15 protein-coding genes and 1 pseudogene are annotated in these 16,104 nt (G+C 73.3%); 13 read left to right on the plus strand and 3 right to left on the minus strand.

The features are described from left to right. Window positions 1–9: 9 nt before the first annotated feature. The 6 genes from ACQP10_RS27265 to ACQP10_RS27290 all read left to right on the plus strand — a co-directional run bounded on the left by ACQP10_RS27265 (window position 10) and on the right by ACQP10_RS27290 (window position 8,078). Complete coding sequence (locus ACQP10_RS27265; RefSeq protein WP_433539982.1) at window positions 10–2,343, plus strand: SulP family inorganic anion transporter; 2,334 nt, start codon at window positions 10–12, stop codon at window positions 2,341–2,343. Window positions 2,344–2,532: 189 nt separating this feature from the next. Continuing rightward, window positions 2,533–3,525: an NAD-dependent epimerase/dehydratase family protein gene (locus ACQP10_RS27270; protein WP_433539983.1), complete on the plus strand. Its 993-nt coding sequence runs from the start codon at window positions 2,533–2,535 to the stop codon at window positions 3,523–3,525. A 55-nt stretch (window positions 3,526–3,580) separates the two neighbouring features. After that, window positions 3,581–4,861, plus strand: a complete 1,281-nt coding sequence (gene fxlM, locus ACQP10_RS27275) for a methyltransferase, FxLD system (RefSeq protein WP_346023020.1) — start codon at window positions 3,581–3,583, stop codon at window positions 4,859–4,861. 270 nt (window positions 4,862–5,131) lie between these two features. Next, on the plus strand, window positions 5,132–5,713 hold the full coding sequence (locus tag ACQP10_RS27280; protein ID WP_346023021.1) for a TetR/AcrR family transcriptional regulator: 582 nt from the start codon (window positions 5,132–5,134) through the stop codon (window positions 5,711–5,713). Window positions 5,714–6,064: 351 nt separating this feature from the next. Beyond that, complete coding sequence (locus ACQP10_RS27285) at window positions 6,065–6,523, plus strand: hypothetical protein (protein ID WP_346023022.1); 459 nt, start codon at window positions 6,065–6,067, stop codon at window positions 6,521–6,523. A 289-nt stretch (window positions 6,524–6,812) separates the two neighbouring features. Next, window positions 6,813–8,078, plus strand: a complete 1,266-nt coding sequence (locus ACQP10_RS27290) for a cytochrome P450 family protein (RefSeq protein ID WP_346023023.1) — start codon at window positions 6,813–6,815, stop codon at window positions 8,076–8,078. A gap of 67 nt (window positions 8,079–8,145) precedes the next feature. Here the strand turns inward: ACQP10_RS27290 and ACQP10_RS27295 are convergent, their stop codons facing one another. Next, complete coding sequence (locus ACQP10_RS27295; RefSeq protein ID WP_433539984.1) at window positions 8,146–8,676, minus strand: RICIN domain-containing protein; 531 nt, start codon at window positions 8,674–8,676, stop codon at window positions 8,146–8,148. Between the two features lie 206 nt (window positions 8,677–8,882). On the opposite strand from ACQP10_RS27295, the gene ACQP10_RS27300 reads away from it, so the two are divergent. From ACQP10_RS27300 to ACQP10_RS27310, 3 genes are read left to right on the plus strand one after another with little or no spacing between them, the layout of a single operon-like run. Then, a complete protein-coding gene (locus ACQP10_RS27300; RefSeq protein WP_346023025.1) occupies window positions 8,883–9,335 on the plus strand; it encodes an ASCH domain-containing protein in 453 nt (150 codons plus the stop codon). After that, window positions 9,335–10,015, plus strand: coding sequence for a nucleotidyltransferase domain-containing protein (locus ACQP10_RS27305; RefSeq protein ID WP_346023026.1), 681 nt, complete (start codon window positions 9,335–9,337; stop codon window positions 10,013–10,015). Before ACQP10_RS27300 ends, ACQP10_RS27305 begins: the two co-directional genes overlap by 1 nt. After that, a complete protein-coding gene (locus tag ACQP10_RS27310; RefSeq protein ID WP_399499366.1) occupies window positions 10,012–10,812 on the plus strand; it encodes a nucleotidyltransferase domain-containing protein in 801 nt (266 codons plus the stop codon). The genes ACQP10_RS27305 and ACQP10_RS27310 overlap by 4 nt, the downstream gene beginning before the upstream one ends. On the opposite strand, the gene ACQP10_RS27315 is transcribed toward ACQP10_RS27310, so the two are convergent. Continuing rightward, the gene (locus tag ACQP10_RS27315) at window positions 10,783–11,157 is read right to left on the minus strand and encodes a hypothetical protein (protein ID WP_346023028.1); all 375 of its coding nucleotides are present in this window, start codon (window positions 11,155–11,157) and stop codon (window positions 10,783–10,785) included. The genes ACQP10_RS27310 and ACQP10_RS27315 overlap by 30 nt on opposite strands. A 266-nt stretch (window positions 11,158–11,423) precedes the next feature. Between ACQP10_RS27315 and ACQP10_RS27320 the strand changes: the two genes are divergently transcribed. Both ACQP10_RS27320 and ACQP10_RS27325 read left to right on the plus strand, forming a co-directional pair. Next, a complete protein-coding gene (locus ACQP10_RS27320) occupies window positions 11,424–12,074 on the plus strand; it encodes an HAD family hydrolase (RefSeq protein ID WP_346023029.1) in 651 nt (216 codons plus the stop codon). Between the two features lie 245 nt (window positions 12,075–12,319). Then, window positions 12,320–13,150 carry an inositol monophosphatase family protein gene (locus tag ACQP10_RS27325; RefSeq protein WP_433539985.1) on the plus strand — a complete coding sequence of 277 codons (831 nt, stop codon included), beginning with the start codon at window positions 12,320–12,322 and terminating at the stop codon, window positions 13,148–13,150. A 204-nt stretch (window positions 13,151–13,354) separates the two neighbouring features. On the opposite strand, the gene ACQP10_RS27330 is transcribed toward ACQP10_RS27325, so the two are convergent. Next, window positions 13,355–13,825, minus strand: a complete 471-nt coding sequence (locus tag ACQP10_RS27330; protein ID WP_346023031.1) for a MarR family winged helix-turn-helix transcriptional regulator — start codon at window positions 13,823–13,825, stop codon at window positions 13,355–13,357. A gap of 75 nt (window positions 13,826–13,900) precedes the next feature. Here ACQP10_RS27330 and ACQP10_RS27335 point away from each other — a divergent pair, with 75 nt between their 5' ends. Beyond that, window positions 13,901–15,988: an MMPL family transporter gene (locus ACQP10_RS27335; RefSeq protein ID WP_433539986.1), complete on the plus strand. Its 2,088-nt coding sequence runs from the start codon at window positions 13,901–13,903 to the stop codon at window positions 15,986–15,988. Continuing rightward, window positions 15,985–16,092, plus strand: a pseudogene (locus ACQP10_RS27340) (alpha/beta hydrolase); the annotation flags it as partial. The gene ACQP10_RS27335 and the pseudogene ACQP10_RS27340, both read left to right, overlap by 4 nt. Between the last annotated feature and the right edge of the window lie 12 nt (window positions 16,093–16,104).

Genomic DNA, 16,104 nt, shown 5'->3' on the forward strand with positions numbered 1-16,104 from the left:
GTCTGCCCCATGGGGACGGACACGAAGAGTAACGAAACGATCGCACGGAGTGGTATCACCTCCGTGCTGCGGTACGACCTGCCCGCCTCCCTGGTGGTGTTCCTGGTGGCGGTGCCCCTTTCGCTGGGCATCGCCGTCGCCTCGGGAGCACCGCTGGCGGCCGGGCTCATCGCGGGCGTCGTGGGCGGCGTGGTCGCCGGCCTCCTGGGAGGTTCGGTCGTCCAGGTCAGCGGTCCCGCCGCCGGCCTCTCACTGGTGGTGGCCGAGCTGGTCTCGACGTACGGCTGGCGCGCCACCTGCATGATCACCCTGTTCGCGGGCGCCCTGCAGCTCCTGCTGGGGGTGTTCCGGGTCGCCCGGGCGGCGCTGGCGGTGTCCCCCGCCGTGGTGCACGGCATGCTCGCCGGGGTGGGCGTGGTGATCGCCCTCTCCCAGCTGCACGTCGTGCTCGGCGGCAGCCCGCAGCGCTCCGCGATCGAGAACGTCGCCGAACTGCCCCGGCAGATTCTGGACATACACGACCACGCCGTCTACGCCGGACTGATCACCATCGCGGTCCTGGTCGGCTGGGGCCACCTGCCGCAGCGGCTGCGACTCGTCCCGGCGCCGCTGGCCGCCCTGGTCGTCGCCTCGGCGGTCGCCGCGGCGTCCGGCTGGGACGTCACCCGGGTCGACCTGTCGAAGAGCCTGGAGACGTGGGTCATGCCGGCCTGGCCGCGCGGCGACTGGCACGGGATCGTCGCCGCGGTGCTGCTCGTGGCGCTGCTGGCCGGGGTGGAGTCGCTGCTGTGCTCGGTGGCGACCGACAAGCTGCACGACGGCCGGCGCACCGACCTGGACCGGGAGCTCACCGCGCAGGGCGTGGCCAACATGGTCACCGGCGCGCTGGGCGGCCTGCCGGTGGCCGGGGTCATCGTGCGCAGCAGCACCAACGCCCGCGCCGGCGCCCGCAGCCGCTGGTCCACGGTCATGCACGGCGTGTGGATCCTGGTGTTCGCGCTCTGCCTGGGCTGGACGATCACGCTGATCCCGATGGAGGCGCTGGCGGCCCTGCTGGTGTTCATCGGCGTCCAGATGGTCAACATGGGGCACCTGCGCAACCTGCGGGGGCACGGCGAGATCCCGGTGTACGTGACCACCATGCTGGGGGTCGCGCTCGTCGGGCTGGCCGAGGGCGTGCTGCTCGGGCTCGGGCTCGCCGCGCTGCTGGCGCTGCGGCGGCTGACCCGGGTCACCGTACGGGTCACCCCCGAGCCGGGCGGGCACTGGCACGTGTCGATCGCGGGTTCGCTGACCTTCCTCGGCGTCCCGCGGATCACCTCGGCGCTGCGCGCCATCCCGGCCGGGGTCCCGGTCGACCTGGACCTCAACATCGACTTCATGGACAACGCCGCGTTCGAGGCGGTCCACGCCTGGCGCACCGACCACGAGCGGAGCGGCGGGAGCGTGGACATCGACGAGATCCACGACGAGTGGTACGCGATGGGGGCCAGCGGCGCCCGGGTGCTCCCCGCCAAGCCTCCGCCGCCGGCCCCGGACCGCTGGTGGCTGCCCTGGGCCCACCGGCGGCGCGGCCGGTCGTCCGCGGCGGCGGACCTCGCGGTCGCGTCCGCGCGGGTGGCGGACACCGTGGCCGGTGCGGCCACGGTGGGCGGGGACGGCTCGGGGCAGCCGGACCTGCTGGCCGGGGCGCGGGAGTTCCACCGCCGCACGGCCCCGCTGATCCGCCCGTTCATGATGGGGATGGCGCGCAAGCAGGAGCCGTCGCACCTGTTCATCACCTGCGCCGACTCCCGGATCGTGCCGAACCTCATCACCGCGAGCGGTCCCGGCGACCTGTTCACCGTCCGCAACCTCGGCAACCTGGTGCCCCGCCGGGGCACGGCGCCCCCGGACGACTCGGTGGCCGCGGCGATCGAGTACGCCACGGAGGCGCTCGGCATCCGCACCATCACGGTGTGCGGGCATTCCGGCTGCGGGGCCATGGCGGCGCTGCTCGGCGGCGACGCGCCGGAGGGCATGCCCGCGCTCGGCCGCTGGCTGCGGCACGGCCGCCACAGCCTGACCCGGTTCGCCGCCGGGAGCGGCGCGCCGTCCGAGACGCCCGGCGGCGAGGTTCCCGGTTCCGGGGACGCCGGGTCCCCGGGGGACGGCGACGGCGGCCCGCTGGACCGTCTCTGCCGGGCCAACGTGCTCCAGCAGCTCGACAACCTGCGCTCCTATCCGGCGGTGGACCGGCTCGTCCGGGAGGGCCGCCTGGAGCTGGTGGGTCTCTACTTCGACATCGGCACGGCGCAGGTCCACGTCCTGGAGCGCCCGCCGCTCGCGGCCGGCGCCATGTGAGCCGGGGGCGCGACAGACCCGCCACGCGCGGGCGAGCCCGCCGCACGCGGGTGAGGCCGCCGCACGCGGATCAGCCCGCCACGCGCGGATGAGCCCGCCGCTCGCGGCCGGTCCGCTGTGGGCGTACGGCTTGCGCCGAGGGTGAAAGCCATGGTCACGCCGCGGACGGCGGGCGAACAATGATCGGCCATGAGGACTCTGGTAATCGGCGGCTCGGTCTTCCTGGGCCGGGCGATCGTCGAAGAGGCGCTGCGGCGCGGACATGAGGTCACCACGTTCAACCGGGGCAGGAACGGTGTCGACGTACCCGGCGTCGAAGCGGTCAGGGGTGACCGGGAGGTCACCTCCGACCTGGAGCGGCTCGCCGAGGGCCGGGAATGGGACATCGTCGTCGACGTCTGCGGGTTCGTCCCCCGCGTCGTCGGCGAGTCGGTGCGCGTCCTCAACGGCAGGGCGGCCACCTACGCGTTCATCTCCAGCATCTCGGCCTGTTCCGTCTGGCCGGGGCAGGCGGCCGACGAGAGCTCGCCCCGGTTCGAGTGCGCGCCGGACGCCGGGCGGGACGACGGCGACTACGGCGTCCTCAAGGCGGGCTGCGAGCGCGCGGTCGAGCAGGGCTTCGACGGCAACGCCCTGATCATCGAGCCCGGTCTCATCATCGGCCCGCACGAGAACGTCGGCCGCCTGCCGTGGTGGCTCACCCGGCTCGACCGCGGCGGGCGGGTGCTCGCCCCGGGCGACCCCGAAATGGAGATGCAGCTCATCGACGCCCGTGACATCGCCGCGTTCACCCTCGACCAGGCCGAGGCCGGGACGAACGACCGCTTCTTCGTCAGCGGGGTGCGGGGCAACATCACCTACCGCGGGCTGCTGGAGGAGTGCCGCGCGGTGACGGGTTCGGACGCGGAGCTGGTCTGGGTGGACGACGAGTTCCTGCTCGACCGGGACGTCGCCCCGTGGACCGAGCTGCCGGTCTGGGCGCCGCGCAACGAGGAGTTCGCCGGGGTCTGGCTGCCGTCGTCGGAGAAGGCCCTCGCCGCCGGGCTGCGCTGCCGCCCGGTCGCCGAGACCATCCGCGACACCTGGGCCTGGCTCCGCGGGATCCCGGTGGAGGAGCGCTCCTTCCGCGGTCACGGCATCGACCCGGAGAAGGAGGCCAAGATCCTCGCCGAGTGGGCATAGAGCTCGGGGGCGGTTGTACGGCGAGCGGCGGGACCGGCGGGTCTGGAGGTCGGCGATGGCGGACTGGCACGCGTTGCGCGAGGAGATGGTCGCCCGGGTGCGCGGGCGCGGCGGGATCGGCGAGGAGGTGGCCGGGGCGCTGCGGGCGGTTCCCCGGCACCTCTTCCTGCCGGGGGTGCCCCCGGGGGCGGCGTACCGGGACGAGGCCGTCGTGACCCGGCGCGACGCCGAGGGCCGGCCGGTCAGCTCCTCCTCCCAGCCGACGATCATGGCGTTGATGCTGGAGCAGCTCGGGGTGGAGCCGGGGCACCGGGTGCTGGAGATCGGCGCGGGGACCGGCTACAACGCCGCGCTGCTCGCGCACCTGGCCGGTCCCGGCGGCCGGGTCATCAGCGTCGACATCGACCCCGGCCTGGTCGGGCGCGCCAGGGGCCACCTGGCGGAGGCGGGCTTTCCCGGGGTGGAGGTGGTCTGCGGTGACGGCGCCGAGGGGTTCGCCCCGGGCGCGCCGTACGACCGGGTGATCGCGACCGTGGGCGTGTGGGACCTCTTCCCGGCCTGGCTGGAGCAGCTCGCGCCCGGCGGGCGGATCGTCGCCCCGATGGACCTGAACGGCGTGCAGCGCTCGGTGGCGCTGGAGTGGGCGGACGGGCACTGGACGAGCCGTTCCGCGGTGGCCTGCGGGTTCATGCGGCTGCGCGGGCCCTTCGCCGGCCCGGAGGTGCTCCGGCCGCTGGACCGCGACTCGGAGCTCATGATCTCGCTGCCCTGGGCGAGGGAGGCCGGGGACGTCCTGGCGGTGCTCGGCGGCCCGGTGTCCGAACTTCCCGCCGGGGTGGCCGTGGACCCGGCCGCGCTCGCCGACGGGTTCGGCCTGTGGCTGGCCGCGCACGAGCCGCGCTGGTGCCTGCTGTCGGAGTCCCGGCCCCGGTGGCTCGCGGCGGGCGCGCCGGGCCGGTGGGGGTTCACGACGGCCCTGGGGATCGTCGAGGACGGCGGCCTGTGCCTGCTCCATCCCCGGGAGGCGCCCGCGCCGCCGGTGGTGCGGGCGTTCGGGCCCGGCGGGGCGGGGCTCGCCGCCGACCTCCTCGCCCACCTGCGGGCGTGGGACGCGGCCGGACGCCCGTCGACGTCGGGCCTGCGCGTCGACGTGTACCCGGGGGGCGACCCGCGCCCCGGGGACGGCGTGCGCCCGGGGGACCTCGGCCGTCCGCCGGGGATGGGCGTCCCGCCGGCCGGGGACGGCGACGGCTTCGGGACGGCCGCCGGAGACGAACTGGTGATCCGTAAGCGTCACACCACGTTCGTCCTGTCCTGGCCCGCCGCCCGCGGGTGAACCGCTCCGGCCAGGCCGGGACGGGGTACGGAGTGATCGGGAACGGGATCCGGTCTCGGCGGGTGCGCGACGGGTCGCCCCAACCGGTGCCGCTCCGGTCGCAGCGCACGGTGGGCGATATGAGAACACCTCCCCGCGCCGCTGAGAACGGGGCCGGTCGTACCCACCAGAACTCTAGAGCGGGCCGGGACGTCACGTAGGGCTTGACCTGGTGTGAAGGGAGCATCTCATCATTGTCAAACGGGTCGTCCCGACCCGTAAAATGGCGCCATGAACGCCCGCCGCCGCTCCGACGCCCGCACCGAAACGATCATCAAGACCACGCTCGACCTGGCACGGGAGGTCGGCTACGCCAAGCTCAGCATCGAGGCGGTCGCCGCCCGGGCCGGCGTCGGCAAGGACACCATCTACCGCCGGTGGTCCTCCAAGGCCCTGCTGTTCCTCGACGCGGTCCTCACCTCGAGCAGCCCGAGCCTGGAGCATCGCGACACCGGCGACATCATGGCCGACCTGCGTGAGGTGATGGTCCAGGCCGTCGACCTGCTGGCCCGGCCGCCCTGGGGACCGCTGTACCGGGACCTGATCGGCGAGGCGCAGCACAATCCCGAGGTCGCCGCCGCCCTCAACGAACGCTTCATCCAGCCGCAGACGGCCGACACCCTGGCCCGGCTCAGGACCGCCCAGGAGCAGGGACGGCTCGCACCCGATTTCGACCTGGACCTCGCCTTCGAGATCCTGTCAGGCCCGTTGTACTACAGACTGCTGATCACCCAGCAGCCGATGACGCCCGCCTACCTCGACCGCGTGCTCCACGCGGTCTTCGTCGGCATGGAGCCTCGACCGCGGCCCTGAGAGACGTGGCCCGTGAGTCCTGTGACCTGGTGGCTGACGGCTACGCCCACATGGTGGCGAGCGGGCGGGCGGGGAGAGCACGTCTTTCGCGGACGGACCAGGGAAACGCGGACGGACCGGGGAAACACGGGGGACCGGGAAACGCTGACGGACCGGACGGCGCGAGGACACGGCCCGGCGATAGGGCGGCGCGGCCCGGTGATGAGAGCGGCGCGGCCAGGCGATAGGGGCGGCGCGGCCGGGCGATGGGAGCGGCGCGGCCGGGTGCTTGCAAGGGACGGCAAGCCGTCTGCAAGCCGTCCCGGATATCTCTTGGCCATCAGAAATCCGGTTTTTTCAGGAGATAGACCCATGCATCGCACCGCCCGCCTGCTGCTCGGCCTCACGACGGCCGCCGCCCTCGGGCTCGGCCTGCCCGCCACGGCGGCCTCGGCCTCCGCCGCGACCGCCTCCACGGTGTCGGCCGCGAGGGCCGCCGAGACCTGGGAGTGGGGCCCCACCGCCTCCTCCGACCGCAGGGGCTGGGCCGGCGGCGTCGTCAGGAGCTCCGGCACCGGCCTGCGGATCCACGGTGACCTCTACGACGCCGCGGGCGCGCGCACCTGCTCGTGGCTGAAGATCAAGTGGCTCTCCGACCGGGGCCGGTGGCACACGAAGACGTTCCGGAACTGCTCCCAGTCGCGGATCCTCCCCTTCCGGGTGAACGCCGGCTACATGCTCACCGCCTCCGCCAAGGTCTGCCGCGGCACGTCCACCAGGATCACCGGCCGCTGCTCCGGCTGGGAGGGCGTCTGGTCCCAGGGCGGCTGACCGGCGGGGCGACCGTACCGCTGACCGGCCGGGCGGCCGTACCGATGACCGGCCGGGCGGCCGTACCGCTGACCGGCCGGGCGGCCGTACCGATGGTCGGGTGCCGCGGCGCGCGAGGAGGGGACGCGCGCCGCGGCGCCCCGGGGCCGGACCCGTGTGCCGGGCGAAGAGGAAACGGCCTCCGCGATACCCGGGAAACGGACACGCGCCGCGTACTCCGGGCGCATGCCGTACGCGCCGGACGGGAAACCTGGGATCAGAAGAGCATCCGGGTCCCGAGGAGGACGACATGAGCGCTCCGGCCGATCCCCGCACCGCCGAGACGGTCCATCTCCTCGATCCCGGGCTGCTCGCCGACCCCTTCGGCGGGTACGCGCGGATGCGCGAGGAGGCTCCCCTGGTGCGGGCGCTCTTCCCCGGTGCCGCCTCGCCGGTCTGGCTCGTCACCCGGTACGACGACGTCAAGCGGGTGCTGAGCGACCAGCGGTTCGTCAACGACCCGGCGAACGTGCCGGGCATGGACGTGGGCGACATCCGCCGGCAGATCATCCGGGCCCGCGGCATCCCGCCGGAGTACGCGAAGTACATCCTCGGCAGCGTCCTGGACGCCGACGGCGCCGACCACATGCGACTGCGCAGGCTCGTCTCCCGCGCGTTCACCGCCCGCCGCGTCGCCGGACTGCGGCCGCGCGTGGCGGAGATCACCGAGAGCCTGCTGGACGGCCTGCCCGCGGCGGCCGAGGACGGCGTCGTGGACCTGCTGGAACGGTTCACCTACCCGCTGCCGATCACCGTGATCTGCGAACTGGTGGGCATCCCCGAGGAGGACCGTCCGCGGTGGCGCTCATGGGGGCGGGCCCTGGTGTCGACCGAACCCGGCGCCCTGGCGGAGCCGCTGCGGGAGATGGTCGCGCACATCGGGGAGCTGATCGTCCGGCGCCGCGCCGAACCCGAGGACGACCTGCTCACCGGGCTGATCCGCGCCCACGACGAGGACGGCGACCGGCTGAGCGACGTCGAGATGGTGACGATGGTGCTGACCATCGTCCTCGCCGGTCACGAGACCACCGCACACCTGATCGGCAACGGCGTCGCCGCCCTGCTCACCCATCCCGGCCAGCTCGCCCTGCTCCGGGACGACCCGGAGCTGATGCCGCGCGCCGTACACGAGCTGATGCGCCGGTACGGCCCGGTCCAGATGACGCGGATGCGGTACGCGACCGAGGACATGACGATCGGGGGCATGCCGGTACGGCGGGGCGAGGCGGTGACGGCCGTGCTGGTCTCGGCCGACCACGACCCGCGCGAGTTCCCCGACCCCGACCGGCTGGACATCACCCGCGAGCCGGATGGCCGCCGGGAGAACCACGTCGGGTTCGGGCACGGCCTGCACTACTGCCTGGGCGCGGCCCTGGCCCGGCAGGAGGCCGAGGTGGCGCTGGAGGCGCTGCTGCGCCGCTTCCCCGATCTGGCGCTGGCCGTCGATCCGGCGGATCTGGAGCGCCAGCCACTGCCGGGGGCGTGGCGCCTGGCCCGCCTCCCGGTGCGCCTCTGACCAGCCCGTCTCCGGTACGGCTCCGGACGCCACCGGCTGATCAGGTGCGATCGGGGAGTGATGGGGATCAGGTGGGCCAGAACCACTGCGGCGAGGCCCACACCTGGTTGGCGCCCTCGTAACAGCCGTACTGCACCGCCTCCCCGAAGTCCGCGGTGCTGTAGTTGAGGATCTCCAGGCACTTGCCGCTGTTCTGGTTGCGCAGCATCATCCTGTTGTTCGGCTGTCCGGGGGCGACCGTGACCTGTACGAGCTCCCACTTCTGGTTGGCTCCGCCGTGGCAGGTGTACTGGGTGACGGTCGCGAAGTCGGCGGTGCTCCAGCCGAGCACGTCCAGGCATTTCCCGCTGTTGACGTTGACCAGGGTCTGCCACCCTCCGCCGGCCGGCTGTATGTACCACTTCTGGTTGTTCCCGCTGTGGCACGTGTACTGGCCGACGTCCGCGAGGTCCGCGGTGCCGGAGTACGCCACCTCCAGGCACTTGCCGCTGTGCAGGTTGCCGAAGGTGAAGGTCATGGCGGCCTCGGCGGGCAGGGCGGGGAGGAGCAGCAGGGCCGCGGCGGAGAGCACCGCCGCGGCACGTTTCGACGAACGCATCTTCTGCCTTTCGACGTTGTCGGCATGACGTGTTCAGATGCCCCGGGGGAACGGTGAGACGGGGCGTTCCGCATCGCCGTACGCGTGGATTATCAGCCCGATTTCCACCCGTTTCCATGCCTCCGTCAGCTATAGGACACCCCTCCCCCACGCCCGGCGCGATGGTCCGGAGATCGTCTCCGGCCGCAGCGCTAGGGTGGTGCCCCATGACGTCTGACTCCGGCAGGCCGACCGACCCCGCCGGCCTGCCCGAGGCCGAGTTCGCCTTTCCCGGACCGTTGCGGGACGCGCTCGTCGCGGCGATCCTCGACGGCCGCAAGACCGCCACGACCTCCCTCGCCGTCGAATACGAGCGGGCGGGCGAGCCGCTGCCCGAGGTCGGGGAGCGGTCGGCGGTGGTGGACTCCGCCGGCCGTCCGGTGGCCGTCATCGAGGTGACGAGTGTGCGCGTCGTACCGCTGGCAGAGGTGGACGACGCCCACGCGGTGGACGAGGGAGAGGGCCACACGACGGCCGGGCAGTGGCGTGCGGCCCACGAGGAGTTCTGGCACGGCCGGGAGATGCGCTCGGCGCTGGGTGACGCCGCCTTCACCGTGGACGACGCCACCCCGGTGGTCCTGGAGCGCTTCCGCGTCGTCGCCGACCTCCGTACCGCCTGATGGTTCGTCCGGATCAGGCGGCGTGCCCGGTCAGCGTCCCGGAGCACCTGGTGCTGTCGGTGGTGACCGGTTCCCGCGCCTACGGGCTGGAGACCGAGGACTCCGACGTGGACCGGCGCGGGGTGTTCGCCGCGCCCGCCCCGCTGTTCTGGCGGCTGGACAAGCCGCCGACCCACCTTGAGGGGCCGCTGCCCGAGCAGTTCTCCTGGGAGGTCGAGCGGTTCTGCGTCCTGGCGCTGGAGGCCAACCCGACGGTCCTGGAGTGCCTGTGGTCGCCGATCGTCGAGCGGCTCACCCCGGCGGGCGAGGAACTGCTGGCGATCCGCCGCGCCTTCCTGTCCCGGCGCGCCCACCGGACGTTCGCCGGGTACGCCCAGGCGCAACTCCGCAGGCTCGATCCCGCGCGGCCGAAGTGGAAGCAGGCCATGCACATGATCAGGCTGATGCTCAGCGGCCTGCATCTGGCCCGCGAGGGCGAGCCGCTGGTTCGGGTGGGCGATCACCGTGACCGGCTGCTGGCGCTGCGGCGGGGCGAGATCCCCTGGCCGGAGGTGGAGCGCTGGCGGGCGGAGCTGGCCGCGGACCTCGACCGTCCCGGCGTCTGCGACGCGCTGCCCGAGGCGCCCGACCGCCGGACCGTCGAGGACTACCTGGTGACCGTACGGAGGGCATCGCTGTGACCGTCCACCTCCCGGCCTGGCTGGCCGAGATCCCCGCCGAGCAGCCGCACGCCCTGGCGTTCGCCACGGTCAGCGGCGCGCACCTGTACGGTTTCCCGTCCGCCGACTCCGACGTGGACCTGCGCGGCGTGCACCTGCTGCCGCTGGAGGACGTCGTCGGGCTGCGGGCCGCCGAGGAGACCGTCACCCGTTCGTGGACGCGCCACGGCGTCGAGGTGGACCTCGTCACCCACGACCTGGCCAAGTTCTGCCGTCTGCTGCTCCGCCGCAACGGCTACGTCCTGGAGCAGCTGCTTTCGCCGCTGGTGGTGGCGACGTCCCCGGTGCACGAGGAGCTGGCCGCCGCCGCCCCGGACTGCCTGACCCGTCACCACGCCCACCACTACCTGGGGTTCGCCCGGACCCAGTGGCGCCTGTTCGAGCGGTCGGGGGAGCTCAAGCCGCTGCTGTACACCTTCCGGGTGCTGCTCACCGGCATCCACCTGATGCGCACCGGCGTGCTCGTCGCCGACCTCACCCGGCTGGGCGGCGGCCCGCCGTACCTGGCGGAGCTGGTGGCCGCCAAGCGGCACGCGGAGCACGGGGCGCCACCCGCGGACGGCCCGGACCGCGCGCGGCTGGAACGCGACGTCGCCCGGCTGACCGCCGTCCTGGAGGAGGCGCGGGACGCCTCGCACCTGCCGGATACGCCGGGCGCGGACGGTCTCCTGCACGACCTCGTCGTCCGCGCCCGCCTGACGACGCGGGCCGGGCCCATGGACGAGAGGTCAGCCCCGTCGGCGGCCCCCACGGCGTGAACGCCCCCGCCCGATGTACAGGCGCGACCCGTTCCGGAGCCGGCGGATCGCGGATCCGATCAGCCACATCTGGACCGCCAGGACCGGAACCGTCAGCAGCAGTCCGGTGGTGTACGCCTCCTCCATCGCGGGCGAGCCGCCACAGTCCATGACGCCGCCCCGCTCGTACCGCTCGCACTGGACATTCCGGATGACGACCGTCACCACGAGCCAGTCCGCCAACGCGAGCGCCGGCAGCGACATCACCGCGAAGAAAGCCGCGCGGTCCGCCCGGTCCTCCCCCGTCGTCTCCGTTCTGACCGGAACCGGCGCGAGCCGCCGTCCCATGTCCCGCTCCTGTCTCATGGAAGGCAAGCCAAGCAGGGGCACGTGATGGTCCCGGGGAGAGCAGGTGAAGATTCCGCGCGATCGTCTCGGTGCCGTTCGGCTGAACCGATCGGACGGCACCGACGTCTCAGCGTCATGGGACTCGCCCATTGGATCGGTGCCGCCCTCGCCGCGGTGACCGCCCACTGAACGGCCATGCGGGACGCGTCCGCCGTGTGGCGCCGGGTGGCCCGCGTACGGTGGGCCGGTGCTCCGCCGGATACGGGCAGGAGTAGCCTGTCCCGGTGATCGAACCGGTTGAACTGGTGATTTTCGACTGCGACGGCGTGCTGGTCGACAGCGAGCCCATAGCGGTACGCGTGCACTCCGGCGTGCTCTCGGAGCTGGGCTGGCCGTTGAGCGAGGCCGAGGTGACCGAACGGTTCGTGGGACGGTCCACCAAGTCCATCAACGAGCTGATCGAGGCCCGGCTGGGACCGGCGCTGACGGCCGAGGCCGAGCGGCGCTTCGTGCGCCTGCATCAGGAGGCGGTGGACGCGGGGCTGACCGCCGTCGACGGCATCGTCGAGGCGCTGGACGCGATCGCGCTGCCGACGTGCGTGGCCTCCAGCGGCAGCCACGACAAGATGCGCCACACCCTCGGCCGCACCGGTCTCCACCGGCGTTTCGAGGGCCGGATCTTCAGCGCGACGCAGGTCGCCCACGGCAAGCCGGCGCCCGATCTGTTCCTCTACGCCGCCCGGGAGATGGGCGTCGAGCCCGCCCGGTGCGTGGTGGTGGAGGACAGCCGGTACGGCGTCCAGGCGGCCCGCGCGGCCGGCATGCGCGCCCTCGGTTACGCGGGCGGGCTCACCCCCGCGCAGTGGCTCGAAGGCCCCGGCACGATCGTCTTCGACGACATGCGGAAGCTCCCGGATCTCCTCGACCGGCTCTGACACCCGGCCGGTTCCCATCCCCGGAGCGGGGCGGCGATTTCAGCGACGAAGCGCTGTCAAGCCGTCGTTCCCGGCGGGGACGACGCACGCGGCCAGCGCACGGGGACGGCGCAAGCACACCGGCGGAGGCTCGCAGGCACCGCCCGCCCCGCCGCGGCCACCGGCCACCCGCCTCACTTGGCGCCCGCCTGTGCCGGACGGCGGGCGCCGGCGGGGCGGAAAGGCTCGCGGTCTATTCTGCGCGCATGCCGATCACCGATGAGGAACTGGCCCTGACCGCGGCGCAGGCGGGAGCCGCCGTCGTGCGCGCCATGTACGGCGGGCCGCTGACGCGCTTCGAGAAGTCCGCCGATGACTTCGCCACGGCCGCGGACATCGAGGCGGAGCGGGCCATCCTCGACGTCATCCGTACGGCCCGGCCGGACGACGCCGTGACGGGTGAGGAGAGCGGGCGCACCGGGCGGGACGACGCGGAGCGCGTGTGGCTGGTCGATCCCCTGTGCGGCACGCTGAACTACGCCGCGCGCAGCATGCTGGTCGCGGTGAACGTCGCCCTGCGCACGGGTTCCGGCGTCACGGCTGCGGCGTGCGCCGACCCGTTCTCCGGCGAGGTGTTCTGGACCGGCGGAACCAGCGAAACCGGCGGGACCGGCGGCGCCCGCGCGTACGTCCGCCGCGACGGCGTGGACGAGCCGCTCGCGCCGTCGGCCGGATCCCGGCTGGTGGACGTCAACCTCGATCCGCCGTTCCCGAACGCGCCGGGTTTCCGGGCGGTCCGGCTGCTCGCCGAGCCTGGGTTCGCCGAGCGGTTCCGCCCGCGCGTCGTCTCCACCACCCTGGCCGTGACGTGGGTCGCCGCCGGACGGCGGGCCGCCTACGTCACCGACGGCCACCTGGAGGACAGCGTGCACTTCGCGGCCGGGATGGCGTTGTGCCGGGCCGCCGGGTGCGTGGTGACCGGCATCGACGGCCGGCCGCCGCACACCGGCGCGGGCGGGCTCGTCGTGGCGGCCGACCGCGAGACGCACGCCGCGCTGCTGGAGCTCATCGGCGGACAACTCCCGTCCGGCCGGTAGCCGCGCGTTTCCGAGAACCCGGGGCCGGCACGCGACCGTCCGGGCCGCGCGCCCCGAGAGGCCGGCCGGGGCGGGCGTTGTCTCCGGCGGGGCCGTCCGGCCCGCGTGCCCGAAGACGTCGGCTGACCGCAACCGTTCCGGCTCCCGCGCCCGAAGACGTCAGTGCCGGCGCCGCCGGGGCCGAGGCCGGTTCACCCGAGGACGTCAGGCGGAGCCCGGTGCGGCGCGCAGCGCGTCGAGTTCCTCGTTCATGGCGTCGAGAAAGGCGGCCACGGTGCGCAGTTCCTCCGGGCTGAACCGCCGCAGGGTGTTGTCCGTACTGCGGCCGAGCGGGCGGAAGAAGGCCCCGGCCAGTTCCCTGGCCGCGTCGAGGTAGTGCAGGTGGACCACGCGCCGGTCATGCGCGTCGCGGACCCGGCGGATGTGCCCGGCCCGCTCCAGCCGGTCTAGGCAGGCGGTGACCGCGCCCGAGGTGAGGTTCAGCTCCTCCCGCAGCCTGCCGGGAGTGATCGGCTCCGGGGCGTCGAAGATCTTGATGAGCGCCTGGACGTCGGTGGGATGCAGCCCGTGCTCGCCGGCGAACTCGTGGGCGATGCGATTGAACTCCGCGGTCATCCTGCGCAGCCGTACCGCGAAGGCCAGCCGGTCGATGCCCCCTTCACCAGCGCCGTTCATGTCGCCATGCTACATTAACTCAATTATTGAGTATCTTGATTATTGAGTTACAAGGCGTCACGGAGAGGCGATCCCATGGCACGGAAACAGATCCGCTGGCTCGTCCCGGCGCTGCTGGTGCTGGTCTGGCTGGCCGTCGGCGGAGGGCTGGGGCCGTTCGCCGGCAAGCTCACCGAGGTGTCCACCAACGACCAGGCCGCCTTCCTGCCCCAGAGCGCGGAGTCGACACGCGTGCTGGAGGTCCAGGAGAGGTTCCGCGAAGGTGAGACGCAACCGCTCATCGTGGTGTGGACCGCGGACGGCAAGGCCGTCACCTCCGAGCAGAGCGCCGAGGCGACACGGAAGCTCGCCGCGCTGCGCGGCACGGAGGGCGTCGCCGGAGCGCCCTCGCCCGCCGTCGGATCGGAGGACGGCCAGGCGCTGCAGGGCGTGGTCCAGCTCAGCCCCGCCGTCGAGGACTCACTCGGGGAGGCCCTGGACCGGATCGGTTCGGCGGTGGCGGTCGACGGTCTACAGGCCCGGCTCGCCGGACCGGCGGCCACCCGGGCCGACCTGTCCGACGCCTTCGCCGGGATCGACGGCCTGCTGCTCGGGGTGGCGCTGGTCACCGTACTGGTCATCCTGCTGGCGGTGTACCGGAGCGTGCTGCTGCCGTTCGTCATCATCATCGGCGCGGTGTTCGCCCTGGGACTGGCCTGCGCCGTGGTGTACTTCCTGGCCGACCGTGACATCGTCCGGGTCGACGGCCAGGTGCAGGGCATCCTGTTCATCCTGGTCATCGGCGCGGCCACCGACTACGCGCTGTTGCTGACCGCCCGCTTCCGGGAGGAGCTGGCCGCGACCGGCGACCGCTTCGCCGCGGGCCGCGTCGCGCTGCGCCGCTCGTTCGAGCCGATCGTCGCCAGCGCCGCCACCGTGGCCCTGGGACTGCTCGCGCTGCTGCTCAGCAGCCTGACCAACAACCGCGCGCTCGGCCCGGTGGGCGCCATCGGCATCGCGTGCGCCGCGCTCAGCGCGCTCACCTTCCTGCCCGCCGTCCTCGTCCTGCTGGGCCGCGCCGCGCTGTGGCCGGCCAAGCCGCGCCCGGCCGACGCAGGGAACCGCGGGATCTGGGGCCGGGTGGCCGCGCTGGTCGGCCGTCATCCGCGCCGGCTGTGGATCGCGACCCTGCTGCCCCTCGTCGTCCTGGCCCTCTTCTCGCCGCGGTTCAACGCCCGGGGCGTCCCGCTGGACGAGACCTTCGTGAACGACGCGCCGTCGGTGGCGGCGCAGGCGACGCTGAGCGAGCACTTCCCCGGCGGCTCGGGGCAGCCCGCGGTCATCGTCGCCCCCGCCGGGCGCGCCGCGGCCGTGGCGGAGAAGGCCCGCGGCGTCGAGGGCGTCTCCGGCGCCGAACCGGTGTCCCGGAGCGGCCGGCCGGGCGGCGACCCCAAGATCGTCGACGGGCGCGTCCTGGTCGAGGCGACGCTGCGCGACGCGCCGGACGGCGACGCCGCCCAGGACACGGTGAAGCGGCTGCGCGCCGCGCTCGACGCCGAGGACGGCGTCATGGTCGGCGGGTACAGCGCCCAGCGGTACGACACGATGGAGACCGCGCGGAGCGACACGCTGCTCATCGTCCCGGTCGTCCTGGCGATCATCCTGCTCATCCTGGTCTTCCTGCTGCGCTCGCTGGTGACGCCCGTGCTCCTGGTGGTCACCGTGGCGCTGAACTTCCTCGCCACCCTCGGCGTCTCCACGCTGGTCTTCACGCACATCCTCGGGTTCACCGGCAGCGACGCGTCGGTGCCGCTGTACGGCTTCGTCTTCCTGGTCGCGCTGGGCGTCGACTACAACATCTTCCTCATGTCCAGGGTGCGCGAGGAGACTGCGCGCCACGGGGCCCGGGAGGGCGTGCTGCGCGGGCTGGTCACCACCGGCGGGGTGATCACCTCGGCGGGCGTCGTGCTCGCCGCCACCTTCGCCGCGCTGGTGGTGATCCCGCTGGCGTTCCTGGCGCAGCTGGCCTTCATCGTCGCCTTCGGCGTACTGCTCGACACCCTGGTGGTACGGTCCCTGCTGGTCCCGGCGCTGGTGCGGGACCTGGGCCCGCGGGCCTGGTGGCCCGGCCGCCTGAGCCGCGCCGAGGTACGGCCGGCGTCCCCGGAACCGGCGAGAGCATGAAGCTCAACGGCGCCTCGCACTTCTTCCCGCAGACCCCGAACACCACGATGGCCAAGTACATGATCTCGTGGATGAAGCGCTTCATCGATGACGACACCCGCTACCGAAATGCGGGC

This window comes from Streptosporangium sandarakinum (assembly GCF_050942225.1).
Classification (GTDB): Bacteria; Actinomycetota; Actinomycetes; order Streptosporangiales; family Streptosporangiaceae; genus Streptosporangium; species Streptosporangium nondiastaticum.